Source organism: Streptomyces sp. NPDC056883 (genome assembly GCF_042788835.1).
GTDB lineage: Bacteria > Actinomycetota > Actinomycetes > Streptomycetales > Streptomycetaceae > Streptomyces > Streptomyces stoeckheimensis.
Genome location: NZ_JBHUBS010000024.1, coordinates 38,906 through 65,409 on the forward strand (window position 1 = coordinate 38,906; position 26,504 = coordinate 65,409).

The 26,504-nt window shown below is 69.6% G+C and carries 25 protein-coding genes; 12 read left to right on the top strand and 13 right to left on the bottom strand.

Annotated features, from left to right (window positions below; all coding sequences use genetic code 11):
- Nucleotides 1–8 precede the first annotated feature (8 nt).
- From ACFRU2_RS37180 to ACFRU2_RS37205, 6 genes are read right to left on the bottom strand one after another with little or no spacing between them, the layout of a single operon-like run.
- Complete coding sequence (locus tag ACFRU2_RS37180) at nt 9–935, bottom strand: hypothetical protein (RefSeq protein ID WP_382980624.1); 927 nt, start codon at nt 933–935, stop codon at nt 9–11.
- Nucleotides 936–968: 33 nt separating this feature from the next.
- Nucleotides 969–1,340, bottom strand: coding sequence for a hypothetical protein (locus tag ACFRU2_RS37185; protein ID WP_382980626.1), 372 nt, complete (start codon nt 1,338–1,340; stop codon nt 969–971).
- The gene (locus ACFRU2_RS37190) at nt 1,337–1,954 is read right to left on the bottom strand and encodes a hypothetical protein (protein ID WP_382980628.1); all 618 of its coding nucleotides are present in this window, start codon (nt 1,952–1,954) and stop codon (nt 1,337–1,339) included. Before ACFRU2_RS37190 ends, ACFRU2_RS37185 begins: the two co-directional genes overlap by 4 nt.
- Nucleotides 1,951–2,385: an ATP-binding protein gene (locus ACFRU2_RS37195; protein ID WP_382980629.1), complete on the bottom strand. Its 435-nt coding sequence runs from the start codon at nt 2,383–2,385 to the stop codon at nt 1,951–1,953. The genes ACFRU2_RS37190 and ACFRU2_RS37195 overlap by 4 nt, the downstream gene beginning before the upstream one ends.
- Complete coding sequence (locus tag ACFRU2_RS37200; RefSeq protein WP_382980631.1) at nt 2,382–2,825, bottom strand: hypothetical protein; 444 nt, start codon at nt 2,823–2,825, stop codon at nt 2,382–2,384. Before ACFRU2_RS37200 ends, ACFRU2_RS37195 begins: the two co-directional genes overlap by 4 nt.
- Entirely contained in the window at nt 2,822–3,037 is a 216-nt protein-coding gene (locus ACFRU2_RS37205; RefSeq protein WP_382980632.1) for a hypothetical protein, read from the bottom strand. The genes ACFRU2_RS37200 and ACFRU2_RS37205 overlap by 4 nt, the downstream gene beginning before the upstream one ends.
- A 290-nt stretch (nt 3,038–3,327) precedes the next feature.
- On the opposite strand from ACFRU2_RS37205, the gene ACFRU2_RS37210 reads away from it, so the two are divergent.
- From ACFRU2_RS37210 to ACFRU2_RS37220, 3 genes are all read left to right on the top strand, one after another.
- Nucleotides 3,328–4,209 (top strand): helix-turn-helix domain-containing protein, encoded by an 882-nt coding sequence (locus ACFRU2_RS37210; RefSeq protein WP_382980634.1) that lies wholly within the window; start codon nt 3,328–3,330, stop codon nt 4,207–4,209.
- Between the two features lies 1 nt (nt 4,210).
- Nucleotides 4,211–4,435: a DUF397 domain-containing protein gene (locus ACFRU2_RS37215; RefSeq protein ID WP_382980636.1), complete on the top strand. Its 225-nt coding sequence runs from the start codon at nt 4,211–4,213 to the stop codon at nt 4,433–4,435.
- Nucleotides 4,436–4,743: 308 nt separating this feature from the next.
- Nucleotides 4,744–5,097, top strand: a complete 354-nt coding sequence (locus tag ACFRU2_RS37220) for a hypothetical protein (protein WP_382980637.1) — start codon at nt 4,744–4,746, stop codon at nt 5,095–5,097.
- Between the two features lie 62 nt (nt 5,098–5,159).
- On the opposite strand, the gene ACFRU2_RS37225 is transcribed toward ACFRU2_RS37220, so the two are convergent.
- The 5 genes from ACFRU2_RS37225 to ACFRU2_RS37245 all read right to left on the bottom strand — a co-directional run bounded on the left by ACFRU2_RS37225 (nt 5,160) and on the right by ACFRU2_RS37245 (nt 8,967).
- Nucleotides 5,160–5,513 (bottom strand): hypothetical protein, encoded by a 354-nt coding sequence (locus ACFRU2_RS37225; protein WP_382980639.1) that lies wholly within the window; start codon nt 5,511–5,513, stop codon nt 5,160–5,162.
- A complete protein-coding gene (locus tag ACFRU2_RS37230) occupies nt 5,510–6,127 on the bottom strand; it encodes a hypothetical protein (protein WP_382980641.1) in 618 nt (205 codons plus the stop codon). Before ACFRU2_RS37230 ends, ACFRU2_RS37225 begins: the two co-directional genes overlap by 4 nt.
- Before the next feature lie 82 nt (nt 6,128–6,209).
- A complete protein-coding gene (locus ACFRU2_RS37235; RefSeq protein WP_382980642.1) occupies nt 6,210–6,911 on the bottom strand; it encodes a hypothetical protein in 702 nt (233 codons plus the stop codon).
- Nucleotides 6,912–7,079: 168 nt separating this feature from the next.
- Nucleotides 7,080–7,835: a hypothetical protein gene (locus ACFRU2_RS37240; RefSeq protein WP_382980644.1), complete on the bottom strand. Its 756-nt coding sequence runs from the start codon at nt 7,833–7,835 to the stop codon at nt 7,080–7,082.
- 61 nt (nt 7,836–7,896) lie between these two features.
- The gene (locus ACFRU2_RS37245; RefSeq protein ID WP_382980646.1) at nt 7,897–8,967 is read right to left on the bottom strand and encodes a peptidoglycan DD-metalloendopeptidase family protein; all 1,071 of its coding nucleotides are present in this window, start codon (nt 8,965–8,967) and stop codon (nt 7,897–7,899) included.
- 511 nt (nt 8,968–9,478) lie between these two features.
- Here ACFRU2_RS37245 and ACFRU2_RS37250 point away from each other — a divergent pair.
- From ACFRU2_RS37250 to ACFRU2_RS37285, 8 genes are read left to right on the top strand one after another with little or no spacing between them, the layout of a single operon-like run.
- Nucleotides 9,479–10,255, top strand: a complete 777-nt coding sequence (locus ACFRU2_RS37250) for a hypothetical protein (RefSeq protein ID WP_382980648.1) — start codon at nt 9,479–9,481, stop codon at nt 10,253–10,255.
- Nucleotides 10,252–10,575, top strand: coding sequence for a hypothetical protein (locus tag ACFRU2_RS37255; RefSeq protein ID WP_382980649.1), 324 nt, complete (start codon nt 10,252–10,254; stop codon nt 10,573–10,575). The genes ACFRU2_RS37250 and ACFRU2_RS37255 overlap by 4 nt, the downstream gene beginning before the upstream one ends.
- Nucleotides 10,576–11,343, top strand: coding sequence for a hypothetical protein (locus tag ACFRU2_RS37260; RefSeq protein ID WP_382980651.1), 768 nt, complete (start codon nt 10,576–10,578; stop codon nt 11,341–11,343). It begins immediately after the preceding gene.
- Nucleotides 11,336–13,198: a hypothetical protein gene (locus ACFRU2_RS37265; protein WP_382980653.1), complete on the top strand. Its 1,863-nt coding sequence runs from the start codon at nt 11,336–11,338 to the stop codon at nt 13,196–13,198. The genes ACFRU2_RS37260 and ACFRU2_RS37265 overlap by 8 nt, the downstream gene beginning before the upstream one ends.
- Nucleotides 13,199–13,204: 6 nt before the next feature.
- Complete coding sequence (locus tag ACFRU2_RS37270; protein WP_382980655.1) at nt 13,205–14,731, top strand: SCO6880 family protein; 1,527 nt, start codon at nt 13,205–13,207, stop codon at nt 14,729–14,731.
- The gene (locus tag ACFRU2_RS37275; RefSeq protein WP_382980657.1) at nt 14,731–16,281 is read left to right on the top strand and encodes a type VI secretion protein; all 1,551 of its coding nucleotides are present in this window, start codon (nt 14,731–14,733) and stop codon (nt 16,279–16,281) included. The genes ACFRU2_RS37270 and ACFRU2_RS37275 overlap by 1 nt, the downstream gene beginning before the upstream one ends.
- An 18-nt stretch (nt 16,282–16,299) precedes the next feature.
- On the top strand, nt 16,300–17,982 hold the full coding sequence (locus tag ACFRU2_RS37280) for a type IV secretory system conjugative DNA transfer family protein (protein ID WP_382980773.1): 1,683 nt from the start codon (nt 16,300–16,302) through the stop codon (nt 17,980–17,982).
- On the top strand, nt 17,975–18,520 hold the full coding sequence (locus tag ACFRU2_RS37285) for a hypothetical protein (protein ID WP_382980658.1): 546 nt from the start codon (nt 17,975–17,977) through the stop codon (nt 18,518–18,520). Before ACFRU2_RS37280 ends, ACFRU2_RS37285 begins: the two co-directional genes overlap by 8 nt.
- 66 nt (nt 18,521–18,586) lie before the next feature.
- Here the strand turns inward: ACFRU2_RS37285 and mobF are convergent, their stop codons facing one another.
- Entirely contained in the window at nt 18,587–24,304 is a 5,718-nt protein-coding gene (gene mobF / locus ACFRU2_RS37290) for a MobF family relaxase (RefSeq protein ID WP_382980660.1), read from the bottom strand.
- Between the two features lie 867 nt (nt 24,305–25,171).
- Between mobF and ACFRU2_RS37295 the strand changes: the two genes are divergently transcribed.
- A complete protein-coding gene (locus ACFRU2_RS37295) occupies nt 25,172–25,765 on the top strand; it encodes a hypothetical protein (protein WP_382980662.1) in 594 nt (197 codons plus the stop codon).
- 86 nt (nt 25,766–25,851) lie between these two features.
- On the opposite strand, the gene ACFRU2_RS37300 is transcribed toward ACFRU2_RS37295, so the two are convergent.
- Nucleotides 25,852–26,451: an HNH endonuclease gene (locus tag ACFRU2_RS37300; RefSeq protein WP_382980664.1), complete on the bottom strand. Its 600-nt coding sequence runs from the start codon at nt 26,449–26,451 to the stop codon at nt 25,852–25,854.
- Nucleotides 26,452–26,504: the final 53 nt, after the last annotated feature.

Sequence of the window (26,504 nt, forward strand, 5' to 3'; positions counted from 1 at the left end):
TGTTCCCGCTACGCCGGCAAGGCCCGAAGCCACTGGGCGAGGTGGAGCGCCGAAGGCCGTCCGTCCGGTCGGACGGTGAGTACGGCGCGCAGGACCTCCTCCAGTTGTGGCCAGGCCGGGATGTTGCCGAATGGGGGCCAACGGCGTACGAGGACCTGCCGCAGGGCGCTCGCCGTGAACTTGCCGGGGTCGATTCCGAGCTGGGCGTAGTCCAGGGGCCACGAGCCGGTGGAGGCCCACCACAGGCTGGCGGCAAGGCCGTACACCTCGTCGGGCTGGGTAGGGCCGAGCGGGCCTTGTCCGGCTGCGGCTCGGGTCATCAGTTCGGGCGACATGAGGTGCAGCAGGCCGCCGTGGAAGGCGTTGGAGGGGGCGATGCTCGTATTCCACGCCCACGAGCAGCCGATCAGACGTACGCCGCCGGGCATGTGGATGGAGTGGTGGGGCTGGATGTCGCCGTGAACCCATCCGGCGTGGTGCAGCGCTCCCACGGCGGCCGCCATATCGGCGGCGGCCGCCAGAGCCGCCTGCCGCTGGTCGACTTTCCCATCACGGACTGGGCGGAGAGCGTCCCAGGTGGAGGGCCCTTCCAGCCAAGGGGTGAGCAGCCATGCGCTGGTGGAGGTTCCGCCGCTCTTGGTCCGGGCACCGTAGGAGGTTGTCGGCACGGTCGCGCCGATTCGGGCGAGCACCTCCGCCTCGCGTGCAACGACGACCGTCCCCTCGCCGCGGCCGACCTTCAGGGCCCACTGGCCCATCGGACCGGTCACCCGCCACACGGTCGTGCTACTGCGGTCTGCCTTGAGCTCCCACGTCGCCGGTGTGCCTGTGAGCTTCTCGGCTTCGGCCCGGCCTTCCTCAGAGGTCACGGCCGGGGCGGGGTGGGGACTGCCGAGTAGGGCGCTGGGGGCTTGATCGGTCGTGATGTCGGACATGGTGGTGCCCTTCTCCTTCGGGTGCGGAACCGGTCAGCGGAAGAGATTGGTGGGTTCGATGACGAACTCGGTGAGGCAGCCTGGCGCGGCCACTTCCAGGACGAGCCGGTGTCCTGCGCGCAGCGCGTCCAGCGCCTGCTGGACGAAGTCCGCCGCCACGAGCCGGGACCGGAGGATGTCGCTGTGGGCGTTGGCCCAGTCGTCTTCGAAGGCGGACGCCGTGGCGTGGCCTCGCTCGACGAGCCAGCGCACGGCGGCCTCGGCATCCGCGGCCCCTTCGGCCCCCACGAGGAGCTGTCGGCCGTCCGGCAGCGCGACCCACTGCGTGCAGCGGATCGCGCCCGGCGTTCGACGGGCGGCAACCGCCTGCGCGCGCGGCAGTGCGGCGTCCACGGTGCTGTTCACGTCGCCCCCGGGCCGGGCCGCGGAGGGACGTCCGGGGCCGGGGGCGATGTGGTGGGCGTCGGCTGTACGCCCACGGACCGCGACGGACGGGGGCGCTTCATCCAGGCCGCCGCGGTGATCTGGGAGGAGGACCGGGTATCGCCGGTCGGGATGCCGGGGCTGTCTCGGGTCAACAGCTGCATTCGCCAGCCCTGGTACACCGCGTGGGCGTAGTCCTGGGCCCGGAGCCGCTTGCGCATTTGAAGGGCGAGCGGATTCAGGTCCCAGTCCTCCATGTCGAGGTCTTCGGCGATGCGGGTCAGCGGCCGGCCCTGGGCGACTCCATGGAGGATCTTGAGCTCGCGACGTGGCAGGGATACCCGCGGCAGGGGGGTGGGCTCCTCGACCAGGCGGAGGCAGAGGGCGCGGTAGACCAAGCCGCTGCGGACCACGGTCGGGCTGCCCAGCTTGTCGGCGATCTTGCGGATTCGGGTTGCGACGTTGCCGTCCGTGAGGTCGTCGAGTGCTTCGACGAGTCCGGTCGTGGAGATCCCGGCCGCGATCAGCAGCACTATCTCCTTCTCGACCTTGTCGAGCAGGCGGATACCGGGCGGCAAGGGGGCGGAGACGCTCATGCCGGTCCCCCCGGCCGGATCGTCGCCCAGACCCGCAGACCGTTTCCCGGTACCGGCTCTGCCCCCCACCGCGCCGCGAGGGCATGGACCAGGAGCAGGCCGCGGCCGCCCTCCTCCATCCCCGCGTCGGTGCGGGCGGCGAGGGGAGCCTGGGGCCTGGGGCCGCTGTCGCGTACCGCGACCTGGATCTCGTCGGGGTAGCGCTCGACTTCGAGGCAAACGCGGCGGGACAGGGTGTGTTCGATCGCGTTCGTGGCGATCTCCGAAATCACCTGCACCGCTGTGTCGATGTCCTCTGGGGGTACCTGCCAGTCGACGAGCGCGGCGCGGACCCTGCGCCGGGCGATGGTGGGCACGGTGGCGGTTCGGTCGAGCACGTACACCCGGCGGCTCTCGGGGCCGGCTCCGGGGGATGCGGTTACGGGCGTCACAAGATGCCTCCGGGGTTGCTCTGTTGCGCGGATGCCTCTGCGGCGGGCGAGCGGAAGGTGGGATACGCGAGGCGCAGCGCGCGCCGTAGATCCGCGGCGGGCAGTACGCAGCCGCCTTCGTCCGAGCGGCACCGCCAGACCGTCAGGTCTCCACAGGGTCGGCTCGGCGAGTGGGGGGTGTGCCAGGTTCCGGCGTCGAGGGTCCAGACGTCTTCTCCCCAGGCCCCTCCCTGTCCGGGCTCGGCAAGGAAGTACGTGCGGGCCCGGGTCAGCTCTTCCAGCACGACGAGCCGCAGTTGGGGGAAGAGGACGTCGAGCGTGTGCAGCACGCGGTCGCCTAGGTGGGCCGGTATGGCGACGGCGTCGCCCGTCATGCCGGCGGGAAGGTGCGCGCGGAGGGAGGCCAGGCAGCAGGCGCGCCTGACGAACTCGGCCCTCACCGGGAGGCTCCGACGCACATCGCGTGCGCACGCACATCCCAGGTGATCGGAGCGGCATCTCCCGGGGAGATGGTGAACGCCTGCCCGTCCGGAAAGAGCTGACCACCCTGGATTCCGCACCTGATGCACAGGGCGCCCTGGAGCTGGCGTAAGAGCTCGTGGCTGACGGGGATCTCGAACCGTCGCTCTCCGACCTGGCTGGGCTTCGACATCCGGGTTCCCTCCCGGTCGGTACGCGCTAGCCACCAGCGTCAAGATCACCTGGAGTCGCGAGGCGAGCGCGTTCTGTACTGACCGACCCAGGATGCCACCAGGTTCGTTACCGTGGATACCCTTCCCGCAGAATTCTGCGCGGAGCTTTCCCGCTCGAACTCCCGTACAAGGAGGCGGTCCTGACAGATGTTCACGGGCTGGCAGAATTCATCGCGCTGGTGCAGAAGATTTCTTGCCGCGACAGAAGAGCAACCGAGACACTGGCCCTTGCTCGACGAAGGGATGCGGGATGAGTGAGGAAGCAGGATCGGCAGCGCCGGCGCTGTGCCGTCTCCAGCTGGCGATCGAGCTGCGGAGCCTCCGAGAGGAGAAGGGACTGACCGCGGCCGCAGTGGCCAAGCGCCTGGTGGTCAGCCCCTCGAAGATCAACCGTCTCGAAGCGGCCGAGAACGGGATCGTGGAGCCGGCGGACGTCATGGCGCTGTGTGATATCTACGGCGCGGACACGGAACACCGGGACACCCTGGTCGGCTACGCGACGGTGACCAAGACGCGGAAGGACTGGTGGCAGAAGCGCGAGCTCGCCCCGGTCATCAGCCCCGGGTTCAAGGCGTACCTCGGGCAGGAGGCAGTTGCCGCCGCCGTCCACAATTACGAGAACGAGTTCGTGCCCGGCCTGTTGCAGACCGAGGCGTACGTGAGGGCTCTGCCTCTGCCGACCCAGGAACTCAGCCCGGCCGAGATCGACAAACTCGTAGCCGTACGGATGACTCGCCAGGAAGCCCTCCGCCGCGAGGAATCCCCACTCAAGCTGACCGCCATCATCAACGAGTCCGTCCTCAAGCGGCGCGTCGGCAACGCAGAGGTGATGCGGGAGCAGCTGGGACACATCGCAGAGCTGGCGACCTCCCTCACCAACGTCCGCATCCAGGTCGTTCCGTTCGATCTCGGCGCCCACCCCGGCATGAACGGCGCCTTCACCATCCTTCGATTCGGTGACCGCTCCCCGTTCCCGCCAATCGTCTATCTGGAGAACCGCGCCGACGCCTGGGTCCTGCGCAGGAGCTCCGACACCGACCTTTACGACGAGAGTTTCACCGACCTGCAAGCGGCAGCTCCAGGACACACGGAGTCCGTAAGCATGATCCACAAGGCAATCAAGGAGTTCTGACATGGCCCACCGGGACGACGGCCCGACCGCAGACTGGTTCACGTCCAGCTACAGCGACAACCAGGGCGGCCAGTGCGTCCAGGCCCGACGCCTGGCCTCTGGCCCCGCTGCCAGGATGGCGGTCAGGGATACCAAGAACCCCGAAGGCGGCACCTTCGAGTTCGACCGCGCGACCTGGATGAACTTCCTTGCCTTCGCGACAGAGCAGGATGAGATGCCCCGCTGAGCACAGCTCGAACGGCGTCGGCCCGACAGGAGACCCTCCTGTCGGGCCGACGCCGTTCCGGCGCCCATCTGCACTGATCCCGCGGAAGCAGCCGGCCCCGCGGAAGAAACTCGCGGGCCGGGCGCCTTTACCCAGTGATAGAACTCAGATGGTGGTGTGGGATAGATCGCGCCACTCTGGGCCTTCGCGCGCAAGTAGGCGCGATTGTCCGGTTGTTCGGTGCACGCGGGGAGTGAGGCAGCATGTCGGCACTGGTGAACACATGGGTTCGTACGGCCACGGATCGTCTTGTGCGAGGTGACCGGATCGTGGCCGTCGACCTGTGGGGGCCGCCGAACGGGGAGAAGCAGACCGACGTCGTACACGGTGAGCCCGCGCGGATCATGCTCCAGGTCGACGGGGACGAGGAGCCGTGGCAGGAGGCGGCAACGGTCAACGCCGAGCGCGGTGGTGAACTCATCACCTATCTGCTGAGCCTGTTGAACAGCCCGGAAGCGGACAACGGCAAGGTCCGGTACGTATACGGGCTGTGCCGCGGCGAGGAGCTCTACCGGTGGATGCACGGGGCGAGCATCCCGATCACCCCGGACGGGAAGGTGCGCCCCCTACATGAAGTTCCGGACCCCTTCCCTGGCCGGGGCCTGGTGTCCCCCCTCCCGTAGCCGGCCGACACGGAGAACGCCCCCGCCGATGGCGGGGGCGTTCTCCGTGTCGGGGTAGATGGTCAGCGGGGATTCAGGCCCGCGGCGTCGGCCTCTTGGCGGACGTAGTCTCCGAGGTTCGAGACCTTCCACCTCGGATGCGTGGCGGGGAGCGGTCCGTGGTGGCTGCCGTGCAGGGTGTCGTGCTTCCACAGCAGGCTCGCGGTCAGCTCGGCGTCCTGCCGGGCTTCCTCGGGGTTGCTGCCGGTGGCGTCGGCGGCCGCGAGGTGGCGCTGCGCGAGCGCCGCGCGGCACAGCCGGTAGTGCCGCTCCTGCTCCGGCGTGGTCGTGCCGGCCGCATCGCTGAGGCGAAGGTCGTCGCACATGTTCTGCACCTCGCAGGTCGAGCGCAGGAGGCTCCACAGGTCCTCGGTCATCGGGTACGTCCCTTCTTCGTCGCATGGATGGCCATCCACGCCGTGGTGACGGCGGCGACGGCGCCGATGGCTCGGTGGAGCGCCTGGTCGAGCTCGAAAGCGGCGGTGCCAGGCCCCGAGTCCTCCACGCGGGCGGTGCCGTCCGCGTCAAGATGGCGCACGACGGTGCAGTGCTCGACGTAGCCACTCTTTCCCGCCTTGGCGGCCAGCCACAGCAGAGGTTGCCGTTTGTCGATCACAAGGTGGGTGAGCGCATTGATCCCCGCACCGGCGGCTAGGGCCGAGGCCGGCACTCGGTAGCCGAGCGCGCGGGTGAGGAGAACCGTCCCCGTCAGCTGGCCCGCGGAGTAGCTGGCGACGTGCCGTGCTGCGCTGATCCAGCCCAGTCGGGTGGCGGTCATGGTGGGCTGGCCGCTTCCGCGGCCTCCCTTCGGTTCTCGGCCGACGGGTGTGCCGTCCCGGTAGACCAGGTGGCGGCCGTGGGCGCCCTTGTTGGCCGCATCCTGGCTTCCCTGGCACCACTGGTCGAACAAGGGGTGCAAGGCGTCCCAGGTCGCCAGTAGGGCGCCGGTCAGCGCCAGGGCCTGCACGGGGGCGGACCGATCGGTCATCATGAATGTTCCTCGTTTCGTCATTTCGGGATTGAGGGCCCCCGGGGCGGCCGCCACGCCTGCAAGCAGTCGGCTGCCTCGGGGTTCAGGCGTCCGGGTTGTCCTCATGGGCTTTGCCCTGCCGTCCTGCGGTCACGGTGTTGGTGCCGGCGGGACCGGACCATCCGCAGCGGCAGCGGGCCAGCACCTTCCCCAGCTCCTCCTGGCTGTCGTAGACGCCGGTCTCGTGCTCGCGCTGCGGCTTGGGAGTGAGAGGAAGCTCGCCGCCGTTGAAGTACATGGCCGCGCGCTCCGTGCGCCCGGCCACCCAATGCCGCCACCGGGCGGTGTCGCCGTCGAGGATGCGCTGATGGCGTTCGGCGACGGTGCTGTGGTGCTGCCCAAGCTCCTCGCCGATGTCCCGGAATGGAAGCCGAGGACGGCCGTTCGGGCCGGGCTCCCGGGCGACCAGGAGCAACTCCTCCTTCAGCGCGGTCATCCGCGTCTCCAGCCGCCGCACGGTACCGAGGTACGACCGGAGGACTTCCGGGGCAATCTCCTGCCCGCCGCGAACTGCCTCAAGCGCCCGCAGTGCAGTCTCGGCCTCGTCGGCGACGACCCAGCTGGTGGCACTGCCTCCCTTGAAGTGGAGGACGTAGGACGTGGTGCCGTCGGGCCAGAAGACGGTGGGGCCGGCAAGCTCGGTCGGCTCCATCACGGTCTTCACGGGCGCCCGAGTCTCCGGGTCCAGTTCGACCTGCGCGATCCTCCACTGCGCGCCCGTGTAACTGGGGCTGTACGTGGTCACAGATACCTCCGCTCACTGTCGGGATTCCCCGACAGTTCAGAGTTTGTCGGGGAACCCCGCCATGCGTCAAGCGGCATGTGTCAGCGGGCAGTTGGAAGTGGTTGATTCCGGCCGGGAAGCAGGAGAGCCCCCGGCCTTGGGCCGGGGGCTCTCCATGGGCAGGATGCTCTACTGCTGCGGCCGTCGATAGTGGGCGACGCGGGCCTGGATGTAGCGGTAGGCGTCGGTGTCTTCGCCGAAAACCGCGGTCACGACCTTGGCGAGATCCGTTCCGATCTGCACCACCTCGGCGGGGTCCTTCACCTGCTGCCAGGTGTGGATGGCTCGCTGCATGGAGCTGTCGGTGTTCGCGTGGGTCGCGCCGTGCAGAGCGATCTGAAGCCCGGTGGTGTGCAGGTACCAGCGAGCGGCAACGGTCGGCTGGCCCATGAGGAGGGCGAGCCAGCCGCGGATCTCGCGGATGCTGACGGTGTGGGGGTCGCGCTGCCCGTACTGCGCAGTGAACTCCTGATCGAGCCGCTCGGCCTCGATGGCCGCGGTGGCCAGGCCGTCGCGGTCGTCAGGCCTGCTGAAGGTGGCGATGATGGCGTTGATCCGGTCGAGATGGGCCACTGGCCGGTCTGCGGCGTGCGAGGGGGACGCCGAGGCGGTGGTCCCCTGCGCGGGGACTGTCGCCTCGGCGGTCTGGACGCTCCCGGCCTGGACGACCTCCGACTGAGCGGGCTTCTCCTCCGGCCGCCCGGCCGGGGCGGCAGCGGCCGGCCGGCCGGACTCCTGGGCTGCCGGTGGCCGCCGGGGCGCCGGTTCGGTCTCGGCGGAGTCGGCTTCGCTGCCTGCGGTGCCGGGCCGCGGGGTCTGTCCGCGCTCCCAGAAGTCGGACGTGACGGCACCCCACGGCCGGAGCTGCTGCTGTTCGTCGTGCACGATGTTTCCTCGGTGTAGGTACTTGGCGCGCTGCTGCGCCTCGTGGACGGCTGGGCGCGCCCTAGAGGTTCACGCCCTTGCTGCGCAGGTAGGTGACCGGGCTGACGTCCGTTCCGTAGTCCGGGCCGGTACGGACCTCGAAGTGGAGGTGTGGGCCGCTCACGTTGCCGTCGGCGCCCGAGAGGCCAATAACCTGGCCGCCCTTGACGGTGTCTCCTGTAGAGACCTTCATCTCCGACATGTGGGCGTACTGGGTATACATGCCGTCGGGGTGACGAATGATCACCTGTCGGCCGTAGGCATTGACCCGCGAGGCGGAGACAACCGTTCCAGGACCGGCGGCCCTTATCGGGGTACCGGTACCCGCGACGAAGTCGATACCGGTGTGGTAGCCGCTCGACCACATTCCACCGGCCTGGTGGTACGGCGTCCCGAGCGGCGCATCAACCGGCCGCGTCCATTCACCTGACATCTCAGGCTTTCCTGAGGTGTCGGGGGCGGTCAGCCTGGCCACGTTCGCCATGATGCTTTTGACGTAGTCGTAGGTCTGGCCATCTGCGAAGGAGGCGGGGGGAACACCCTTGTACCTTTGCACCGCTCCCCAGCCAGCGTTATATCCAGCGAGCGCGAGCTCTATCGGCGAACCGTTGTACTCCGGGTGCCCTTTGGCGGTCTTCAGGAGCTTGCACATCATGCTGCCCTGCGAGGGAATTGCATCCTCCGGGTCCCAGACGTCCTTTTTCCCGTCACCGTTTCCGTCGATCCCCTCGGTCGCCCAGGTCTCCGGTATGAACTGAGCAATTCCGTCGGCGATCGGCCTCTTCGTGACCGGGTCGATGGACTGGGCATTCGGCTTGAAGCCTGATTCCGCCTCAAGCTGCGCAGCCAGCACCGCCGCGGGCAGGCCCTCTTTGCACGCCTCAGCGGCCTTCTGGATGATCCCCGCGTACTTGGCCGGCACGTAGCCGGGCCCTACGCGCAGCGCTCCGGCGCTCAGCCCGAAGTCGCCGCCACCGCCGCCACCACTGTCGTCGTCGAAGGCCGCGACGAGCAGGATGAGCCCGAGCCCCAGCGCCAGCGGGCTGACGACGAAGCCCGCCGCCAGCAGCGCGATCCCCCCTTTGGCTTTCAAGCCACATTCCCCCTTGCATGCGCCCACGCGTCCGGTGCCATCGCGAGGGAAGCCCTGGGCCCGTGAGCACGTCGCCCGTCCAGCAGAACCCCCGCGGCGGCGTCAACGTCACCCTGCCACATCGCATTTCCACCCCCAAAGCAAGTAAGACGGTTGCCCGAGGGATCACCCGCACGAGGCGCAACAGATCAGGGCAAAGGGCAGTTAAAGGTCATGAATGCTGACAACTGCCGTGCCGCATAAAGGAATTGACACACAGTACGCCCCAAGGGCACCACTAGTGTTACGCCTGCCCGGCATAGACTTCCGGACACGTGTTCACATCCAGTGACCGCTGTGATGGTTACGTTTGCAATGCGGGGGAGCGTTGGCTAGGAATCCACAGACGGCCGTGGCGTTGCCCACCCAAAGCCGTTTGCTTGTACCGGTGTTGGGGTCGGGTGGCGGTTGCGGCCGCTCAACTATCGCGGGCCTGTTGGCCTGTTCATTGCCATCTCTGGGAACCAGCGTCGTGCTGGACACGGCCCCACGGCTCGCGTCGCCGTGGCCGGCGTGGCCCGATTCACCCGGCTCGGGGCTGGCGTCCGTACCGGCGGATCAGCCGTTCACGCCCGCGCAGGTCCTGGCAGCCGCGTCACGGTCCCGTGGCCCCGCCGGTGATTGGGCCGTCCTCACGGATCACCGGGAGTGGAGCCACGGTCCGCTGGACCTGCCCGCCGAGCCGGCGGCCTGGTACCAGCTCGCGTCGGGGGGCGGCTGGCAGGCGGCCGTGGCCGACACGTGCCATCCGATGGCCCATGACATCGTCGCCGCCCGCACCCAGGGCCTTCCGGGCCTGAGCGCCGCCTGGTGCTCGCTGCCCTTCGCCGTCCCGGTGCTGTGCGCACCGACGACCGGCTCCGGGGTGGCCGCGCTCCAGACCGCCGTCAAGGCCGCATCTGCCGAGGGGCTTCCGCTCCAGCGCATGGTCGTGGCCCTGACCGCAACGGGCGAGGGGCGCCTGCCGGCGGCGGCGAAGGCGGCCGCCACGATGCTCCAGTCCCTGGTGTCGGCTGTCGTGGTCGTGCCGTTCGATCCGCACATCCGCATCCACGGGATGGCCCAGTCGACCCGTCTGGGCCGCCGCACCGCGGAGGCGGGGGCAGCCCTGGTGGCGGCCGTCCTCGCCTCGGCGCACCGCACATGGGGCAACCCACTGCCTCCGGCCCCCGTGCCGGCTGGCCTGCCCACCGAATCCGTTCCTGTTCGACCTGCCCAACCTGCACTTGAAGGGGTCCTTACACCATGAGCCAGATGCTCCAGACCATGAACGACGTCATGATCCTCGCGGATGACCCGGTTATCCCGGGGTTCACGCCGTCCTTGCCCGGGACGCTCCAGACCCCGACCGGCAAGATTCTTGGTTGGACCGCGGGTGTCGGCCTCTCCCTGGCGGTGCTGGGCGGCCTCACCGGCTGGGCATGCGTCGCCATCGGGCACAACTCCGAGCGCGCACAGCTCGCCTCGCGCGGCAAGTCGGCCATCGTGTGGTCGCTCATCGCCGGTATCGGCATCGGCGTCACCAGCGGCCTCGTCTGGGGCTTCTACTCGATGACGCAGGGGAAGTAGATGGCCTCGTACGACAGCAAGGCCCGCAAGGCCCGGCTGCGCCTGATCCTGATGGGGTCCGCTGCGGCGGCCGTTCTCGTCGCCGGTGGGGTCCTCGGCGTCATGACGCTCAACGCCGACGACGGGGATCTCAAGCAGGACGCGAAGGCGTCGCCCAGTGCCTCGCCGGCTGCCAGCTCGGCGGCGCCGGTCGTCAAGGAGTTCACCCCGGCCGACGCGCCCCACATCCGGCTGCTCAAGGCGAAGTCAGACGGGGAGGGGATCGGCACCGGCTTCGAGCACTCCTCGCTCGGCGCGACGTCGGCCGCGGTGTCCTATTGGCAGGACCTCGACCTCCTGGACGACGTCATTGCGCGGAAGCAGTGGACGGCCATCGCATCCAAGGACTCGCCGGGCACGGTCGACCAGGGCGTCACCGAGGTCCGCAAGGTCCGTGAGGGCGTGGGGCTGCCGCCGTCGGGCGGAACTCCCGACGGCATCACCTTCGCCACCAGCGTGAAGGCCGCTCTCGCCCGCTCGCTGGACAAGAGCGGGGACGTCGTCAACGTGTGGATGGTCTTCGACCGCTACGCGACCATCCGCGACAAGGGCGCCGACCAGAACCCGCTGAGAGACGAGGTCACCAACCTGGTCTTGAAGTGGGACGGCGCCGACTGGAAGGTCACCACCGACGCGCAGTACACGGCCAAGGTGAAGTACCCCCACGCCTACGACCCGGCCAGCAAGTACGCGTGGGCCGACGGATGGCGGGTGGTGAACGATGGCTAGGCACTTCGCACGTCTGGTCACCCTGCTTGCCGCCGTCCTGATCGTGCTGACCTCGGGCACGTCAATAGCCCTGGCGGGCGCCAAGCCCCCGGACCCGTATCCGAAAGAGTTCAGCCACGGTGAGCGGATCGGGATCAACAAGCAGACCGGCGAGTACTGCGACATGGACGCAGGAAACGAGGCGGCCCGGATGAACTGCCGGGCTCCCGAGGACTGCCAGGATTTCCCCGCCGGTTCGACGGTCTGTATCGGTGAAGGGTCCAACGACCCCGAGGACGCCCGCCAGTTCGAGCTCAACGAGCTGGCGCGATGGGAGAAGAAGGCCGACAAGAATGCACCCAATTACGAGAAGTACCACAACATTCTCGTAAAATGTGTCAAGACAGACAAAAAGAGCTTCCAGGAGTGCAACGCCAAGGCCGCTGCGGAGGCGCCGCCCCCAGCGAAGACACCGCTTGACTGGGTGGCGGGCAAGATCTCCGAAATGGCCGCCAACGCACTCGAAGAGGCGGCCGCGATGCTCGGCCACTCCGTGGTCTGGCTGCTGAAGCAGTTCGCCGAAGCCTTCAACTCCATCAGCACCATTGACTTGTCGAAGACCGGCATCGGCCCGATCCTGGGCATCACCACCGGGCTGTCGCTCATCATCGCGACCTTCATGCTGCTGGTGCAGTTCAGCAAGCTCGCAATCTCCCAGTCGGGCGGGCCGCTGGTCACCGCCGTCGTCGGCCTGGCGAAGTACGGCGCCATCCTGGGCGTGTACCTCGTTGCTACGCAGGTCGCGCTCAACTGGTCCGACACGCTGAGCACGGCGCTGATCAACTACACCTTCGACGGTGGTGGTGGCCCTGACGGCGACGCCTCGAAGGCGATGGAGAAGCAGCTGGGCACTCTGTTCAGCGGCCTCGTCGGCACCGGCGGCGCCGCGGCGGCCGGCGGCGCCCTGATCACCGGCAGCGGCATCGCGCCGACCGCGGTGGGCTTCGTGATCGTGGTCTCGATCCTGTGCATCCTGGCGATCGGCGCCCTGTGGATCGAAATGCTGGTCCGCCAAGCCGGGATCATGATCCTGGTGGTGATGACCCCGATCGCCCTCGCCGGGTCCATGTCGGACGCGACGAAGGACTGGTGGCCGAAGACCCGCAACGCGATCACCGCGCTCATCTTGATGAAGCCGACGATCGTCATTGTCTTCAGCATCGGATTCTCCGCGATGTCGACCGCCGAGGGCGTGCGCAACGTCATCGTCGGTCTGATCATCTTCGTCGTCGCGGGCACCAGCTGGCCCGTGCTGGCCAAGTTCATCGTGATCACCAGCAACGGCGACGGGAACAGCACGGCCAGCGGCATGATCAGCAGCGTCGGCAGCTCCGTCAGCTCGATGTTCGGCGGGAACCAGGCGTCGCCCAGCGGCGCGGGCACCTCCGGTGGCGGCAGCGCCTACACCAAGGCCCTGGAAGGCGAGAACTCCACCGCCTCCGAAAGCGGCGGTGGAGGCGGCTTCTGGTCCAAGTCCATGAAGGGCACCAAGGGCGGCAGCTTCATGGGCAAGGCCGGCGGCGTCGTCGGGGTCGGGCTCCAGGTCGCTGCCATGGGCAAGGACATGGCCGAGTCGAGTTTCCAGAACTCGGCGGCCAACGCGGGCCTCGGCACCGGTGCTCAGGGCGGCCGCCACGTGGTCGTCCCGCCGCGGAGCGGCGAAGCCCCCGCGCCTGCGGCCGCCTCGGGCCCGTCGGAGCCGGCCATGCAGCCGGTCCCCCAGGAAACCCCGGCACCGCCGCCGCCGCGACCGCCGGACTCCGCCAGCCGCGGGGTCTCGGCTACGCCACCACCTACTTCAACCGACGGGAGCTGACGCCCTGTGTCCAACACCGAACCGGCTCTCTACGGCGGATGGCAGTCGGAACGCTCCGGCTTCATGGGGGACCTCAGCGGCCTGGGGTTCACCCTCGTCGGGTCCTCCGCAGTCATCGCCCTCATCCCCATCTACACCCGCTCGTGGGGCTCGGCGCTGATCGCCCTGCCCATGGCCGCCGTGCTGCTCGTGCTCGCGTACGGCCGCGTGCTGGGTCTGTCGGCAGATGAATGGATCGTCCTCGCAGTAAGGCACCAGATCTCAGTGGCAACGAACAGAAACCTCTTCTTCTCCGGGGTCTTCGCCCCGAAGACCCAAGACGGCAGCCAGCCGATGGACCTGCCCGGACGGCTCGCCCGGCTGCACCTGCTGGAAGCCTCCGACGGGCTCGGCGGTCAGATCGGGATCATGCACAACCCGGTCGACAACACGTACACGGCGATCTGCCGGGTCACCTTCCCGGGCCTCGCCCTGATCGACACCGAGCGGCAGAACATCCGCGTCAAGGGCTGGGCCGCTTTCCTGCGCAGCCAGTGCAAGGAGGACGGGGCGGTCACCCGCATCTCCGTCCACCAGCGCAGCCTGCCCGACGACGGGGCCGCTCTGCGCTCGTGGGTCGAGCGCCACACCTCCCCCGACGCTCCCGCCGTCGCCGTCCAGGCACTCGATGAGCTCATGGAAGGCGCGGGCCCGGCCGCCACGATCCGCGAGACCTATCTGTCCGTCACCCTGTCCGCTCCGCGCGCACGGCTCGCCGTCAAGGGTGCCGGCGGCGGGCAGATCGGCGCGGCCGCCGTGCTGGTCCGCGAGATCAACGCCATGGCGGGCTCGCTGTCGAGCGCCGGTCTCCAGGTCGAGGAGTGGCTCCCGCCCCGTGGCGTGGCCCAGACGATCCGCACGGCCTTCGACCCGGAGGCGCAGCTGGCGCTGTCCGCGCGCGCCACCGCAGCGGACGACCCTCAGTGGGCCGGCGCCGCGAAGGGCGTCGAACCGGAGCTCGCGGGCCCGGCGGCGACCGAGACCGTTTGGGGCCTGTACCGGCACGACGGCGCGTGGACCGTCAGCTACCAGGTCCGGGGCTTCCCCCAGTCCGAGGTCTACGCGACGTTCCTCCAGCCGCTGCTTCGCCCCCGCAGCAACGCCCGGCGTTCGCTGACCTTGGTGTACGAGCCGATCGGCCCGGCCAAGGCACGGCAGGAGCTGGCCCGGGAGAAGACGAAGAGGGATGCCGCGCGCAAGCTGCGCGCCAAGACGGGCAGGGCGGAGAGCGAGGACGAGCGCCGGGAGGCGATGACCGCGCGGTCCCAGGACGTCGCCCGAGCCAGCGGCCACGGTGTCGTCCGCCTCACGGCACTGATCGCCGTCACGGTCACCGATCTTGAGCAGCTGGAGACGGCGTGTGCCGAACTCCAGGCGGACGCCTCGTCCGCGGGCCTGGAGATCCGGCGGGTGTGGGGCGCCCAGGACGACGCGTTCACCGTCGCTGCCCTGCCGCTCGGCCAGGGCCTGCCCGACCGGCGGGTGGGCATCTGATGGGCTTCCCCTTCCGCCGCGGCGACGGCGGCGACACGAACCTGAAGGCATCCCGGCTGGGCGACTTCCTCGACGAGATGGAAGGCGCGCCGGTTCCCAAGCAGCTCTCCGCCAAGGAGCTGCGCCGATCCCGCCTGCTGGAGAGCCCCGAGGCGGCCATGCGCATCGCCCCCCGGAAGGGGTGGGCGATGCCCTTCGCTGGCCGCACCGCCTCGCTCGCGAAGGCGGAGGTCTTCCGAGCCGACACCGAACGGGCCTCCGGCATCTACCCCTTCCTGCACGCGGCGAGCCTGCCGCCGATCGGCGTGTATATGGGGTGGAACACACTGACGATGCAGGCGTTTTCGGCGCACCCGGCCGCCTGGGTCAAGGAGGGTCTCGCCACCAACCCGAACGTCATGATCACCGGGATTCCGGGCAGCGGGAAGTCGGCGCACATCAAGGCGCTGTGCTTCCGGCTGATGGCCTTGGGCCACCGGACCTTGATCGCCGGGGACGTCAAGGGGGAGTACAAGGGGCTGTGCGAGCACCTCGGGGTCGAGCCGGTCAGGCTCGGCCCCGGCCTGCCGGGCCGACTCAACCCGCTGGACGCGGGTCCGCTGGGATACGACCTGGAGAACATCAGGGACCGGGCCGTGCTCCAGGCCCGCCTCCAGGAGATCCACCGCAGGCGCCTGACCCTGCTGAAGGCGCTGCTGGAACTCCAACTGAAGCGGAACCTGCGCCCGCAGGAGGAGGAATGCCTGGACGTCGCGGTCCGCGAGGTCACCGGCGAACTGTACGGGCAGAGCAACCTGAGCGTGCCGACGCTCCCCCTGGTCTACGCGAAGCTGCGCGACCCGAGCGAGGCCATGGCTCGGGAGCTGCGCGTCCGCGACGACGACATTCAGCTGGCCCGAGAGCACATGGCGTCCCTGCGCTCCGCGCTCGGCGGGATGATCACCGGCCACCTGGGCGGTCTGTTCGACGAGCAGACGTCGATCGGACTGGACTGGGACGCCCCGATCCAGAGCGTCGACATCTCCGCCCTGGAGCAGTACGGCGACGAGACCGTGGCGATGGTCCTGACCTGTGTCTCCTCCTGGGCACAGTCGGCGATCGACCGGCCGGGCGAGCGTCCGTGGATCGTCGTGCGCGATGAGCTGTGGCGCCAGATGCGTTCCGGCGGCGCCGCGATGGTCCGCAAGATTGACGCCGACCTGCGCCTGTCCCGCGCGACCGGCACGATCCAGCTGCTGGCCACGCACCGTCTCTCGGACTTCGAGTCCGTGGGCGCGGCCGGCTCCGAAGCGGTGGCCATCGCCAAGGACCTGATCGCAAGCTGTGAGACCCGTATCCAGCTGGCCCAGGACACCAAGCCGCTCCAGATCACGCGCGAGGCGATCGGCCTGACCGACGCCGAGTGCGAGCTGATCGGAAGCTGGGGTGCCGGCCAGCGCGGCCGCGCACTCTGGAAGGTGGGCCGCGGCGGCGGCAGCCACGCCGTGCAGCTGATGCTCAGCCACACCGAGAAGGCCCTGTTCGAGACGGACGAGCGGATGGTGGTCTGAGTGGCCAACGACAAGAGCATGGACGACAACACGCTCCTCGCCGCCCTCGGCGTCGGGTTCCTCCTCGGCGCCAGCGCGATCGTCCTGGCGGCCGCGCCGGTGGCGGGGCTGGTAACCGGCAACGGCTGGGCGACGTCCAGCAAGGGCCTGCCCGAGACCATCCTCCTGACCGTCAGCCAGGGGCCCGGTTCGGTCTACGAACCGGCGCCGCCCACCTGGGCGTTCTGGCTCGTGGTTGTCATCTTCGTTGTCCTCCTGATCGTTGCGGTGGCCCTCCTGCTCCGGACCTTCGGCGGGAAGAAGAACCTCGGCGGCGCCCAGTGGGGCGGGGTGAAGACGGAGAAGACCCTCAGCGTCGATCCCGACCCGGTCAACCGGCCGGACCAGATCACCGCCGGGCGGGGACAGCTCACGAAGAAGATCCTCGCCGCCGAGACCAACATCTCCGCGACGGTCTTCGGGGTCCCGGGTTCGACCAAGACCACCGGCCTCGTCCTGGGCAACGCGGCCGAATGGCGGGGCCCCCTGGTCGTGACCACCGTCAAGGCCGCCGACCTCGATGTGATCTACGAGAGCCGCCGGCACCTGGGCCCGGTGTACGTCGTCGCTCCGGCCGGCATCCCCGGCCGCAAGACCGCGCGGTGGTCCCCCGTCGACTACGCCAAGGACCCCAAGTCGGCGGACCGGATGGCGGAGTGGCTGGCCAACGCCTCCACCTCCGGCCACGACAAGCGGGCCGCACCCTGGATCGACCAGGCCCGCGGCATCCTCAAGGGCCTGCTGCTCGCCGCCAACATCACCGGCGGCGGGATCAGCTCGTTCCGGGAGTGGCTGGCCCTGGGCAAGGATGCGGTCGAGCACGTCAAGGCAGTCCTCGAACCGCAGTACCCCGAGGTGGCACTGGACTACTCGCGGCCCTGGGTCACCCTTCACGACGACGGCATTGGCTCCATCCAGTTCACGCTCAACGTGATCGCGTCGGTGTACCGCGACGAGGAGGTGCGGGCCACCGCGGCCGCCACCGACTTCACGGTGGAGCAGCTGCTCGCCGAGAACGCGACCGTCTGCCTGGTCGCCGCGCCGTCGGACGCCGAGCGGTACGCACCGCTGCTGACCGCCATCATCGCCTCGATCATCCACGGGGCCGAGCAGCGCTACCTCCAGACCGGCAAGCCCCTCTCTCCCGGTCTGGGCGTCATGGTCGACGAGGCCGGCAACATGTTGCGCTACCCGCAACTGCCCGGCGTCCTCACCACGGGCCGGGGCATGGGCATCACCGTACTGACCGTCTGGCACGACCTGTCGCAGCTGCGGACCCGGTTCGGGCAAGACGCCGCCAACACCGTGCTCAGCGCCTCCGGACTGCGGATGCTGCTGCCGGGCTGCGGAGACCCGGAGACCCTGCGCCACTTCTCCGGGATCTACGGCCGTACGTTCGTGGAGCGCACCACGACGTCCACGGGACGCGGACAGAGCTCCTCGTCGAAGACCGCGGTCGAGACGGACCTGGCCCCGATCCACGAGCTGATGCAGCTGCCCAAATACACGGCCATCGCGCAGTACAGCAACCTCCCGCCGGTGAAGGTCAACATGCGGCTGACCTGGCGTGACGAGGACCTGATGAAGTGGCTGGCGCGACCCGCCCCGGGTCCGTCGCTGACGAAGTCCGCCCCGGCTGCCCTGGAGGCGTCCGATGTCTGACCCAACCGCCCTGGCGGCGCCCGCCACGGCCCCGGCCGCCGCAAACGGCGAGGCGAGCAAGCCCGAGCCGATCACCCGCTGGGTGTGGCGGGCGATGGAGCCCAAGGATCGTGAGAACCGGCTGCTGGAGCTGACCGGCTGGGTGGACTGGCTACTGACGGCCCACCCCAAACTGCACTCCAAGATGCCGAAGTGCTGGCACCTGCACGAGGACATCATTGAGCACCTCACCGCTCTCTTCCTGGGGTGGGTCCGTACCTACGCGGGCGACCCGGCCAAGACGTCCACCCGGGCCGAGATCGAATGGCTCACCTCGCTCCACTCGCTCACCCCGCACCTGGGGAGCGCCAACTGCCAGGCCAACAGCAAGCACCAGGAACCGCCGCCGCGCCCCAAGCCCGACGGTGAGCTCCTGGAGCAGTGGATGGACGGAGACCCGGAGTTCCTCACCGCGCCCGCTCGCCACCCGGCGCAGGCGGAGGTGTCCCGGATGGTGGCGGCCGCGCGGGCCGCAGAGGCGGCCAAGGCGCAAGGCTGAACGACTCCCCCCAGCGCAACGAGGGCGGCGCCCCACCGAAGTTCGGTGGGGCGCCGCCTCGTTGCGCTACGCCTTCGGCGTGCCCCGGCTCGGGCCCTGATCCGGCCCCGGCATCTGCGGGCCCTGCTGCTGTTGCTGCCGCTGCTGCTCGGCGGCCATGGCCTGCTGCTGTACCTGGATGCGCTGGGCGTCCTCGGCTACGCGCTGCGTGTACGGCTGGGCATCGCGCAGGTTCATCTCCTGCCGGATCTGCGCGGCGGCGCCGTCGAGCTGGCCCACACGGCTGCGTGCCGTGCCGGCCTCCGCGAGCGCGTTGTCCGCACGGCGCTGACGCGCGGCTGCGGTCCGCTCCAGCACCGCCTCCCTCGATCCCCCGGCCTTCTCCCAGTCGGACAGAACCCGGTCGTGTTCGGCCGGGCTGCCCGCTGTCCTGCGGCTTTCCTCCTCCTCGCGGCGTACGCTCGCGATCTCGGCGGTCGTGTCCGTGGCCGCCGAGCGCAGACGGGTCAGGTTCGTCTCCATCTGCTGCCGCTCCTCGCCGCGCACCATGTTCCTGCCCAGCCGCTTCTCCTCCAGCCGGGCCTCGATGCCACGGATCTGTTCGCGCTGCTGCTCCGCCTGGCGGCTCAGCTGCTCCAGGCGTACCGGCGCCGCCCGAAGGTCCTGGATGGCCTGGACACGTTCAGCGCGCTCATTGACGTTCTGCTCCACCGGGCCACCGGGTGCGACGGCGGCAAGAAGCTCAGCGGCGCGCGCTTCCTGGGCAGCTGCCTGCTCCTGGGCGGCTTCGGCTGCCTCAACGGTCTGGGCCAGGGTGTTGGAGAGGTCGGAGTCGGACAGGTTGCCGTACGGGCGCGTCTCCCAGGTGGCTACGGCCGGGGCGGCTTCCTCTCGTCCCTCCTCGTCCTTGCGCTGCGGCTCCTCGGTGACTGCCTGGTCGTCGGTACGGATCACATCCGCCTCGGGCGCGGGCGCGAACTGCTGCCGCCGCTCCTCCTCGGCAACGGTCAGATCCGGCGCGGGCGGATCAACCTGGGCGTCCTCACCCTGCGCGTCCTCGGCCCGTACGGGCTCCGCTTCCTCGGCCGGCTCGTCGACCGTCGGCGGGTCGACGTCGGCGGCCGATTCGGCCAGCTCGTCCTCGATGGCAGGCTCGACCACCGCCTCCTCGGCTTCCGGGGCCTCCGCCTCGGCGGCCGGTTCGGACAGCTGCTCGTCCTCACGATCCACCTCGGCCAATGTGTCCTCGACGGCCTGCGCTTCTTCCGCGGCAGGCTCGGCTACCGCCTCGTCGACCTCCTGGAGGTTCGTCTCGGCGGCCGGTTCGTGCAACTGCTCGTCTTCGCGGATCGCCTCATCAGGCTCGCCCTGGACCACCTGCTCGTCTGCCTCGGTGCGATCGTTCTCCAGCTGGACCGCCTGACCGAGCTCGGGCGTGAGGGCCAGATCCTCCCCTTCTTCCATGAGGGTCTCCCTCTGCTCGATGCTCTCCTCGGCGACCGCGACGGGCGCGGTTGCGGGGGCCGTGTCCTGGGCAGTGGTGGTGTCCGGGGTCGTCCACGTATCGGCGAGTGCGTCGCCCCGGCGGGCGGCGGCCTCGGTGGCGCGGGCCCGGCGCCCCATCTCGGCGACCTGGTCGTTGAGGACCTGCCAGGCGTCGGCATCCCGGCCCCCAAGAGGCTGGCCGCCGATGCCGTTCTCGGAGTCGCGTAGCTGACGCTGAGTCCTCCACGCGTCCGCGAGGGCGGCGGTCCTCTCCCACTGCTCGCGCAGCTCGGTGCCCGGCGAGGGGACCGGCCCGAGGGCCTTGGCCCAGGCGGGCGGGTCGGCGGCGAGGGCCTGGCCAGTCTGCACCAGGCGGGCGTCGATGACCTGCCGACGGGCGTCCAGGTGCTCTAGCCACGCCATGGGGGTGTGCTGGTCGCGCTCGACTTCGCGCGGGGTAAGCCACTCCGGCACCGGCCCGGCGTTGTCCGGGGTCGGGGCAGGGCCGTCGGGCAGCAGCCGGCGCAGGCGCTGTTCGGCCTGTACCCGCTGGTCGACGACCGCGGCACGGTCCAGTTTCTGGCGTGCCTCGTCCTGGACGTAGAGGTTGGCCCGCATCTCGGTGGCGACGCTCTCGCCGTCCATGCCCGCGGTGTGTGCGTGGCCCGTGCCAGGCTCGCGCTGCCACTCCTCGCGGGCGCGGTCACGCCAGTCCATTGAGGAGCGAAGGCGTTGCTCCTCCTTCAGCGAACCGAGCCGCAGGGCGGCCGCGCGGGCTTCTTCCCGGTCGCCTTCCCGGCCCGCCGTCCGGCCGTCACGTCGGGCCTGGGCGATGGCCTGGGAGAGCTGCGCACGGGTGAGATCACCGTGCTCTCGGCCGGGCCAAGCCGGGGCCGGCATGCCGTCGACGACGACCGGACGGGGCTGGCTGGCCACCCGGGCATCTGCGCGGCGCAGCTCGTCCAGTGCCTGGGTACGGCGCTCTCCAGCCCGCTCCGCGAGGCTGTCCAGTTGTACGTCGGTGAGGTCCTTCAGTGGACGGGTGGCGCCCTGCTCCGCCAGGCGGCGCAGGGTGTCGCGGGCCTCTTCCACGTGGTTGTCGATGCGCCAGCTCAGCACGGCGGCGTTGTCCTCGGCGTCCGCGAAATCCCGCTCGTGGAAGGCGGCGGACAGGATGCGTTCGGGCGCGAACCCGAGACGCTCGGCGTCGCGCAGGGCACGCTCGACTGCGGGCCACGCGTCCTCAGCGATGATCGACTCGGCGCCCATTCCAAGAACGTTGCGGGCCATGCTCTGGTAGCGCAGGGACAGGGCGCGGGCGTGCACGTCGGTGTACTCGGCGGACAGCTGGCCGATGCCCCATGCCCGGTCCTGCTCGGCTCGGATGGCCTCGGTGGCGGACACGGACGCCTGGGAGTTCCGGGCGATGGTGTCGAGGACGTCGCGCATCGTCATGCCCTCGTCGAGCACAACGTAGATGCGGTTCTCCTGGCGTCCGCGGGTGGTTTGGACGTACGCGGATTCCCGCGCGGTGCGGCGGGTGAGAAGGCCGCTTCCAGTGTCGACGGTGGCTCCCTGGCCGCGGTGGCCCGTGCTCGCGTAGCCCAGCTCGACGTGCTTGGCAACGTACTCGGCGGGCAGCACGGTGCGGCCGCCGTGGTCGGTGTGGCGGACCTCGACGTCCCCGTTGTCCAGGACCCTGGTGATCATCCACTGATCACCGTTCTTGACGAAGTCCTTTCCGCTCCTGAGCAGGTTGGTGCGGGCGTTCTTCCTGGTGACGATCAGGTCGCCACGGTGGGCTTCGACGCCCTCGCGCACGGCCACGGTGCGGCTCGTGTCGAGCTGTCCGGCACCCATCCGGTACGCCTGGGCGAGCGCGTTCAGTTCGGCGACGCTCGCGTTGTCGTCGGCCATCATCAGGGCGGTTCGCCCGGCCTCGATGTCGCCCTGCCAGTCAGCGAAGATCTGGTGGACCATCTGCTCCCGGGTGCCGGCCACGACGCGGCTGTTGTCCAGGTACCAGGTCCAAGCGGTGTCGGGCTCTCCGTTGCGGAGGGTCAGAGATGCGGCGGCTTCGCCGGGTGTGCGGAACCGGTGCACGCTCTCCAGCTCGACCACGTCGGTGGTGTTCGCCAAGAGGCGCAGGGCACCGCCGCTCTCCACGGAGGACAGCTGGAAGGGGTCTCCGATCAGGCGCACGAGCGCGCCTGCACGCTCGGCTTCCGCGATGACGGCGGCCAGGCGCTTGCTGCCTGCCATGCCCGCTTCATCGACGATGATGACGTCTCCGGGGCCGAGGTCGTATTCGGGTCCGATGCGCTTGCCCGCCTGGGCGCGCTCGCGGGCACCGAGCCAGTCGTGCACCACGAACGCGGGCGCCTCCAGACCGGCGGAAAGCTCTGCGGCGGCGCGGGCGGACGGGCCCATGCCGATGACGCGGCCGCCGCTGGCGCGTACTGCGTCGGCGGCCACCTTCATGGCGGTCGTCTTGCCCGCGCCGGCGGGCCCGATGCCCGCCGCGACGAGACGCTCGGACGTCGCGAAGGTCCGGGCGAGGGCGCGCTGTCCGGCGTCCAGGCGGCGGTTCGGGTTAGCTTCCTGGTAGGCCGCCTCGACCGCCGCGTACACCTCGCTGGACACGGCGGGGATCACGCGTGTGCGGGCAGCGGCGACGATCCGGTCCTCGGCCGCGAGGACTGCCGCGCTCGTGTAGAGCTCGCTCTCGCGGCGCCGGTAGATGCTGCTGCCGTCGTCCCTGGTGAGGGGCGAGAACGTCGGGTTCAGGTCCGGCGGGGTGATGTCGATGCTCTGGTTTCCCAGGACCCGGGCCGTGATCCGATCGGCCAGATCGCCGCCGGGTGCGGCGCCTGTCGTGGCCTGGAGGACCCACCGGCGGGCCTCGGCGAGCACCTGCCTGCGGCCCCACACGCTGCGGTGATCGGAGACGGTTTCCAGGACCTCCCGCGCGGCCTTGTCGATGTCGAGATGGGGCACGGCTTCGGCACTGGGCCGGGCCTGGGCGGCCGCCGATCGGGCGGTTTCGAGCAGGCCGTCGATCCGTGCGGAGCCGAACGCCTCGATGGCCTGCTGGCGCCATTCGTCACGGAGGTCGGACAGAGGCTGGGCCGCTTCCTTGTCCGGTCGCGTGTCGAGCGTTGCCTGCTGTGTAATGGCGAGCAGGGCCTTGTTCGACGGCTCGTAGCCGTGTCGCTCGCGGTACTCCTCGACCAGCTCGGCGGTGCGCTCCTTGATGGAGATGGCCCGGCCGGAGTGAGCTTCCATCAGGTCCAGGCCGATGCCCGCGATCTCCATGACCGGACGCTTTCCGGGGGTGACCTCGCGGGCTTCGGCACGCAGGCCGAGACGCTCGCACACGCCCTCGACGACGCGCTGGTTGTAGAGCTCGCTGGCGGCCACGCCCTGCATGAACAGCAGTTGCCCGTCCAGTGCGCGCCACTTGCCGTCACGCCCCTGGACCTTGTTACTGACCACGAGGTGGTCGTGGAGCATGGCCTGTCCGAGACGGTTGCTGTAGTGCCGGAATCGGGTCGCGATGAGTCCGCCGGCGATGTCCTCCTGGGCGATGCCGTTGGTGCCCGTGCGGGTCATCGCGGCCTTCTGCTCCAGCCACTCCAGGGTCTCGGTGAGGGCCTGCACGTGGGCCTGCTCAACTAGCTTGCGTACACCGTCGTCCCCGAGTCCCCACAGGACGCTGACGGACTTCGGTGCACTGAAAACCAGGTCGTATCCGGCGACTGCATTGCGCTGCTTGCCGCCCTCCTGCTCCTTGATGAACCGGCCCAGTTCTTCCTTCGATGCAGGGCTGCGCCCGTGCTCCGAACGGAAGCGCACTGCCCCGGCCTTGCCCCGGAGCTCGGCCCGCTCCTTCGCGTTCGGCTCCCGGTGGTGCAGCCGCTTGAAGGTCTCCATCTCCTCGTTGAGCTTGCGCCCGAACGGGGTGTCCTTCTCGACGAACGTCATGTACTTGCGGCCCAGCTTCGCGGCCCGCATCGCCTGCTTCGTCGTCTCTCCAGCGGCGATGCGTTCGGCGATGATGCGGTCCGCATCCGGGTGGAGTCCCTCACCGTAAAGCGCCTTCATCTGCGCTTCGCTGACGTTGCCTGAGACGCCCAGGGCTTGGATACCGGAGCCCATCCAGAGGCCGGGCGGATTGCCGCTGGCGGTGTAGTAATCGCCCAGCTCTTGACCCCGTTCGCGCTGCTGGTCGGCGCTCACGGTCTCGCTGATGTAGTAGGCATACCCGTCCCCAGCGCTGAGCTTGTGGACGGTCATCATGCGATGGATCTTACCTGGGACATTCATAATGCAAGAGGTGTGACCGTAATGATCTTGAAGCGCGTTGCGCGTCCAGACGAGACGTGGAGGAGCTTGCGACGATCACGGTGAGGCTGGACGGCGACGTGCTGAAAGAGCAGGACGGTCACAGACTTCGTCTGGCGGCTTTCCATAGTCAGGTCCTCCGGACATGGCTGTGGAAAGGCGTACCTGCGGCGTCACCTGTGGACGCGTCAGGTGCTGAGCCGAGACGACCTGGCGTATCGCTCCCGCAGCGCTTCGCCGCTCGTGAGCCTCGCGGCGGTGCGTCATACGTGCAGTACCGGCGGGCGGACCCATGCGCTCGCTCGGTGCAGGTGGATGCGGCCGCACCGACGATGTCGGTGCGGCCGCGATGCAGTTGCTCCGCATCGGACCGCGCTCCTTCACATGCGGTACCTCCAGCGTCACCGGTGCACCCGCCCGCCGCACCCCGGCGCCGCCGCACCGGCGGAGCCGGTGCGGCGGCGCGTGTACTCCCCCGCATCACCGCCCCACTTCGTCAAGGGCGGTGCTGCTGCACGGCCCGCTGCACCGGACCGCCTCGCGCGGCCGGCGCGAGAACGCACCTCGCGCCTGCGGCGCGGCGTGCACCCTTCCGCCAGGATCAGCGCACGTGCCCGCGCGCTGCCGTGAGAGCTCGTCCGCGCTCACGCCCTGGCCTCCACCTGTACCGTCACCGGCGGTGCGGGTGCATCTTCGGCCGCATCACCCCGGATCGGCTCTCGACTCCGCCACGCGGAGGCGCCGAGCGGGCGGCCACGGGAAGGCGGAGCGCGGCAGGCAGAATGAGCCGTGCAGTCACACGACACGGAGGTGCAGCAGCACATGACGCAGAAGCCGCAACGCAGGTCGAAGGCAGTGCTGGCGAGGGAGGCCGCGCGGGAGAAGGCGGCGCGGTTCCGGGAGCTGGAGGACGAGCGCCTTCGCATCGCCGAGGCAGCGATCCTGATCCAGGAAGAGATCGACGACTTCGACGAGGAGACCGAGCGTCGCGTCGCCAAGCTCCGCGAGGAGCGGAACAGCCAGCTGGGCGAGAAGCGGCAGAAGCTCGACGCGCTCGTGGTGGAGATGCTCGACACCGAGATTCCCGCCCAGGAGGTTTCCGAACGGCTGGGCATGTCGGTGGGTCAGGTCCGGGTGGCGAAGAGGTCGTTCGAGCAGACGGTGGCGGCCCTCGCCGAGAGTTCTGCCGACAATGTCACCGGGACGGCCGCCGCCCCCGCGACGACGGACGATGCGGCCGCTCCGTCGGCGCCGTCCGTCGACGAGCCAGACGCTGCGGCCCCCGCGACAGAGACGGCCGCGCCGACGGAGTCGTACGACTTCCCGCCTCCTGGTGGATCGCCCGCAGTGCCGGCTCAGGAAGGCTCACCGGAGAACTTCCAGGACGCGACCCTTCCGCCAGGGCCGACAGGCTGACAACCCAGCAACGCCGAGAGCCCCGGCCTGGAGGATCGAATCTGATCCTCCAGGCCGGGGCCCTCGGCGTTGTGCAGGTGGCGCGATTAGAACAACGCGATCTGACCTTCGATCTCATCAACGGCATCACCGATGTCGGTGTCTGCCGGGAAGAGCGCCATCCTCGCGGCGCTCGGGTCAGAGGCGCGCACGGCGTCCAGGTACGCCTTCGCGTCGTAGCCGCCTTCGAGGGCCTTGCGTACACGCGGACGCGCTTCCCCCTCCAGCATCGCGGCGGCAAGCGCTTCCAAGTCCAGCCCTTCCCGAAGGGCGCCCTGGAGCGCCTGTGCCCGGCCCAGTGAGCCGCGGGTGTCGGCATGTCCGAGGTGCGCCCGGCCGGCGGAGCGACCCTGGTCCGACATCTGCCTCATGTTCGTACGCTGCGTCGCATTCGACAGGTGGTCAAGCTCGACGCACAGCGACTCGTTGCAGCTGTGTGCGGTGATAGAACGTGCGGGGATCGGGCCGTGCACCTGCTCCATCAGCCACCGGTGCACCCGCACGGTCCGCTCCCGTCCGTCTTCGGTCACGACGGCCTTGGCGTAGCCGTCCGTGGTGAGACTCCGGAGCCAGTACCTGCACCCGTGCGGGACAAGAATGCTGCGCTCGGCGATGTACGCCAGCGCCCGCTCGGCGTCCCTGTCCATACTGCTGCTCCCCCGCTCGTCCCGCTCTGGCGATCTTCATCCTGCCAGGGCTC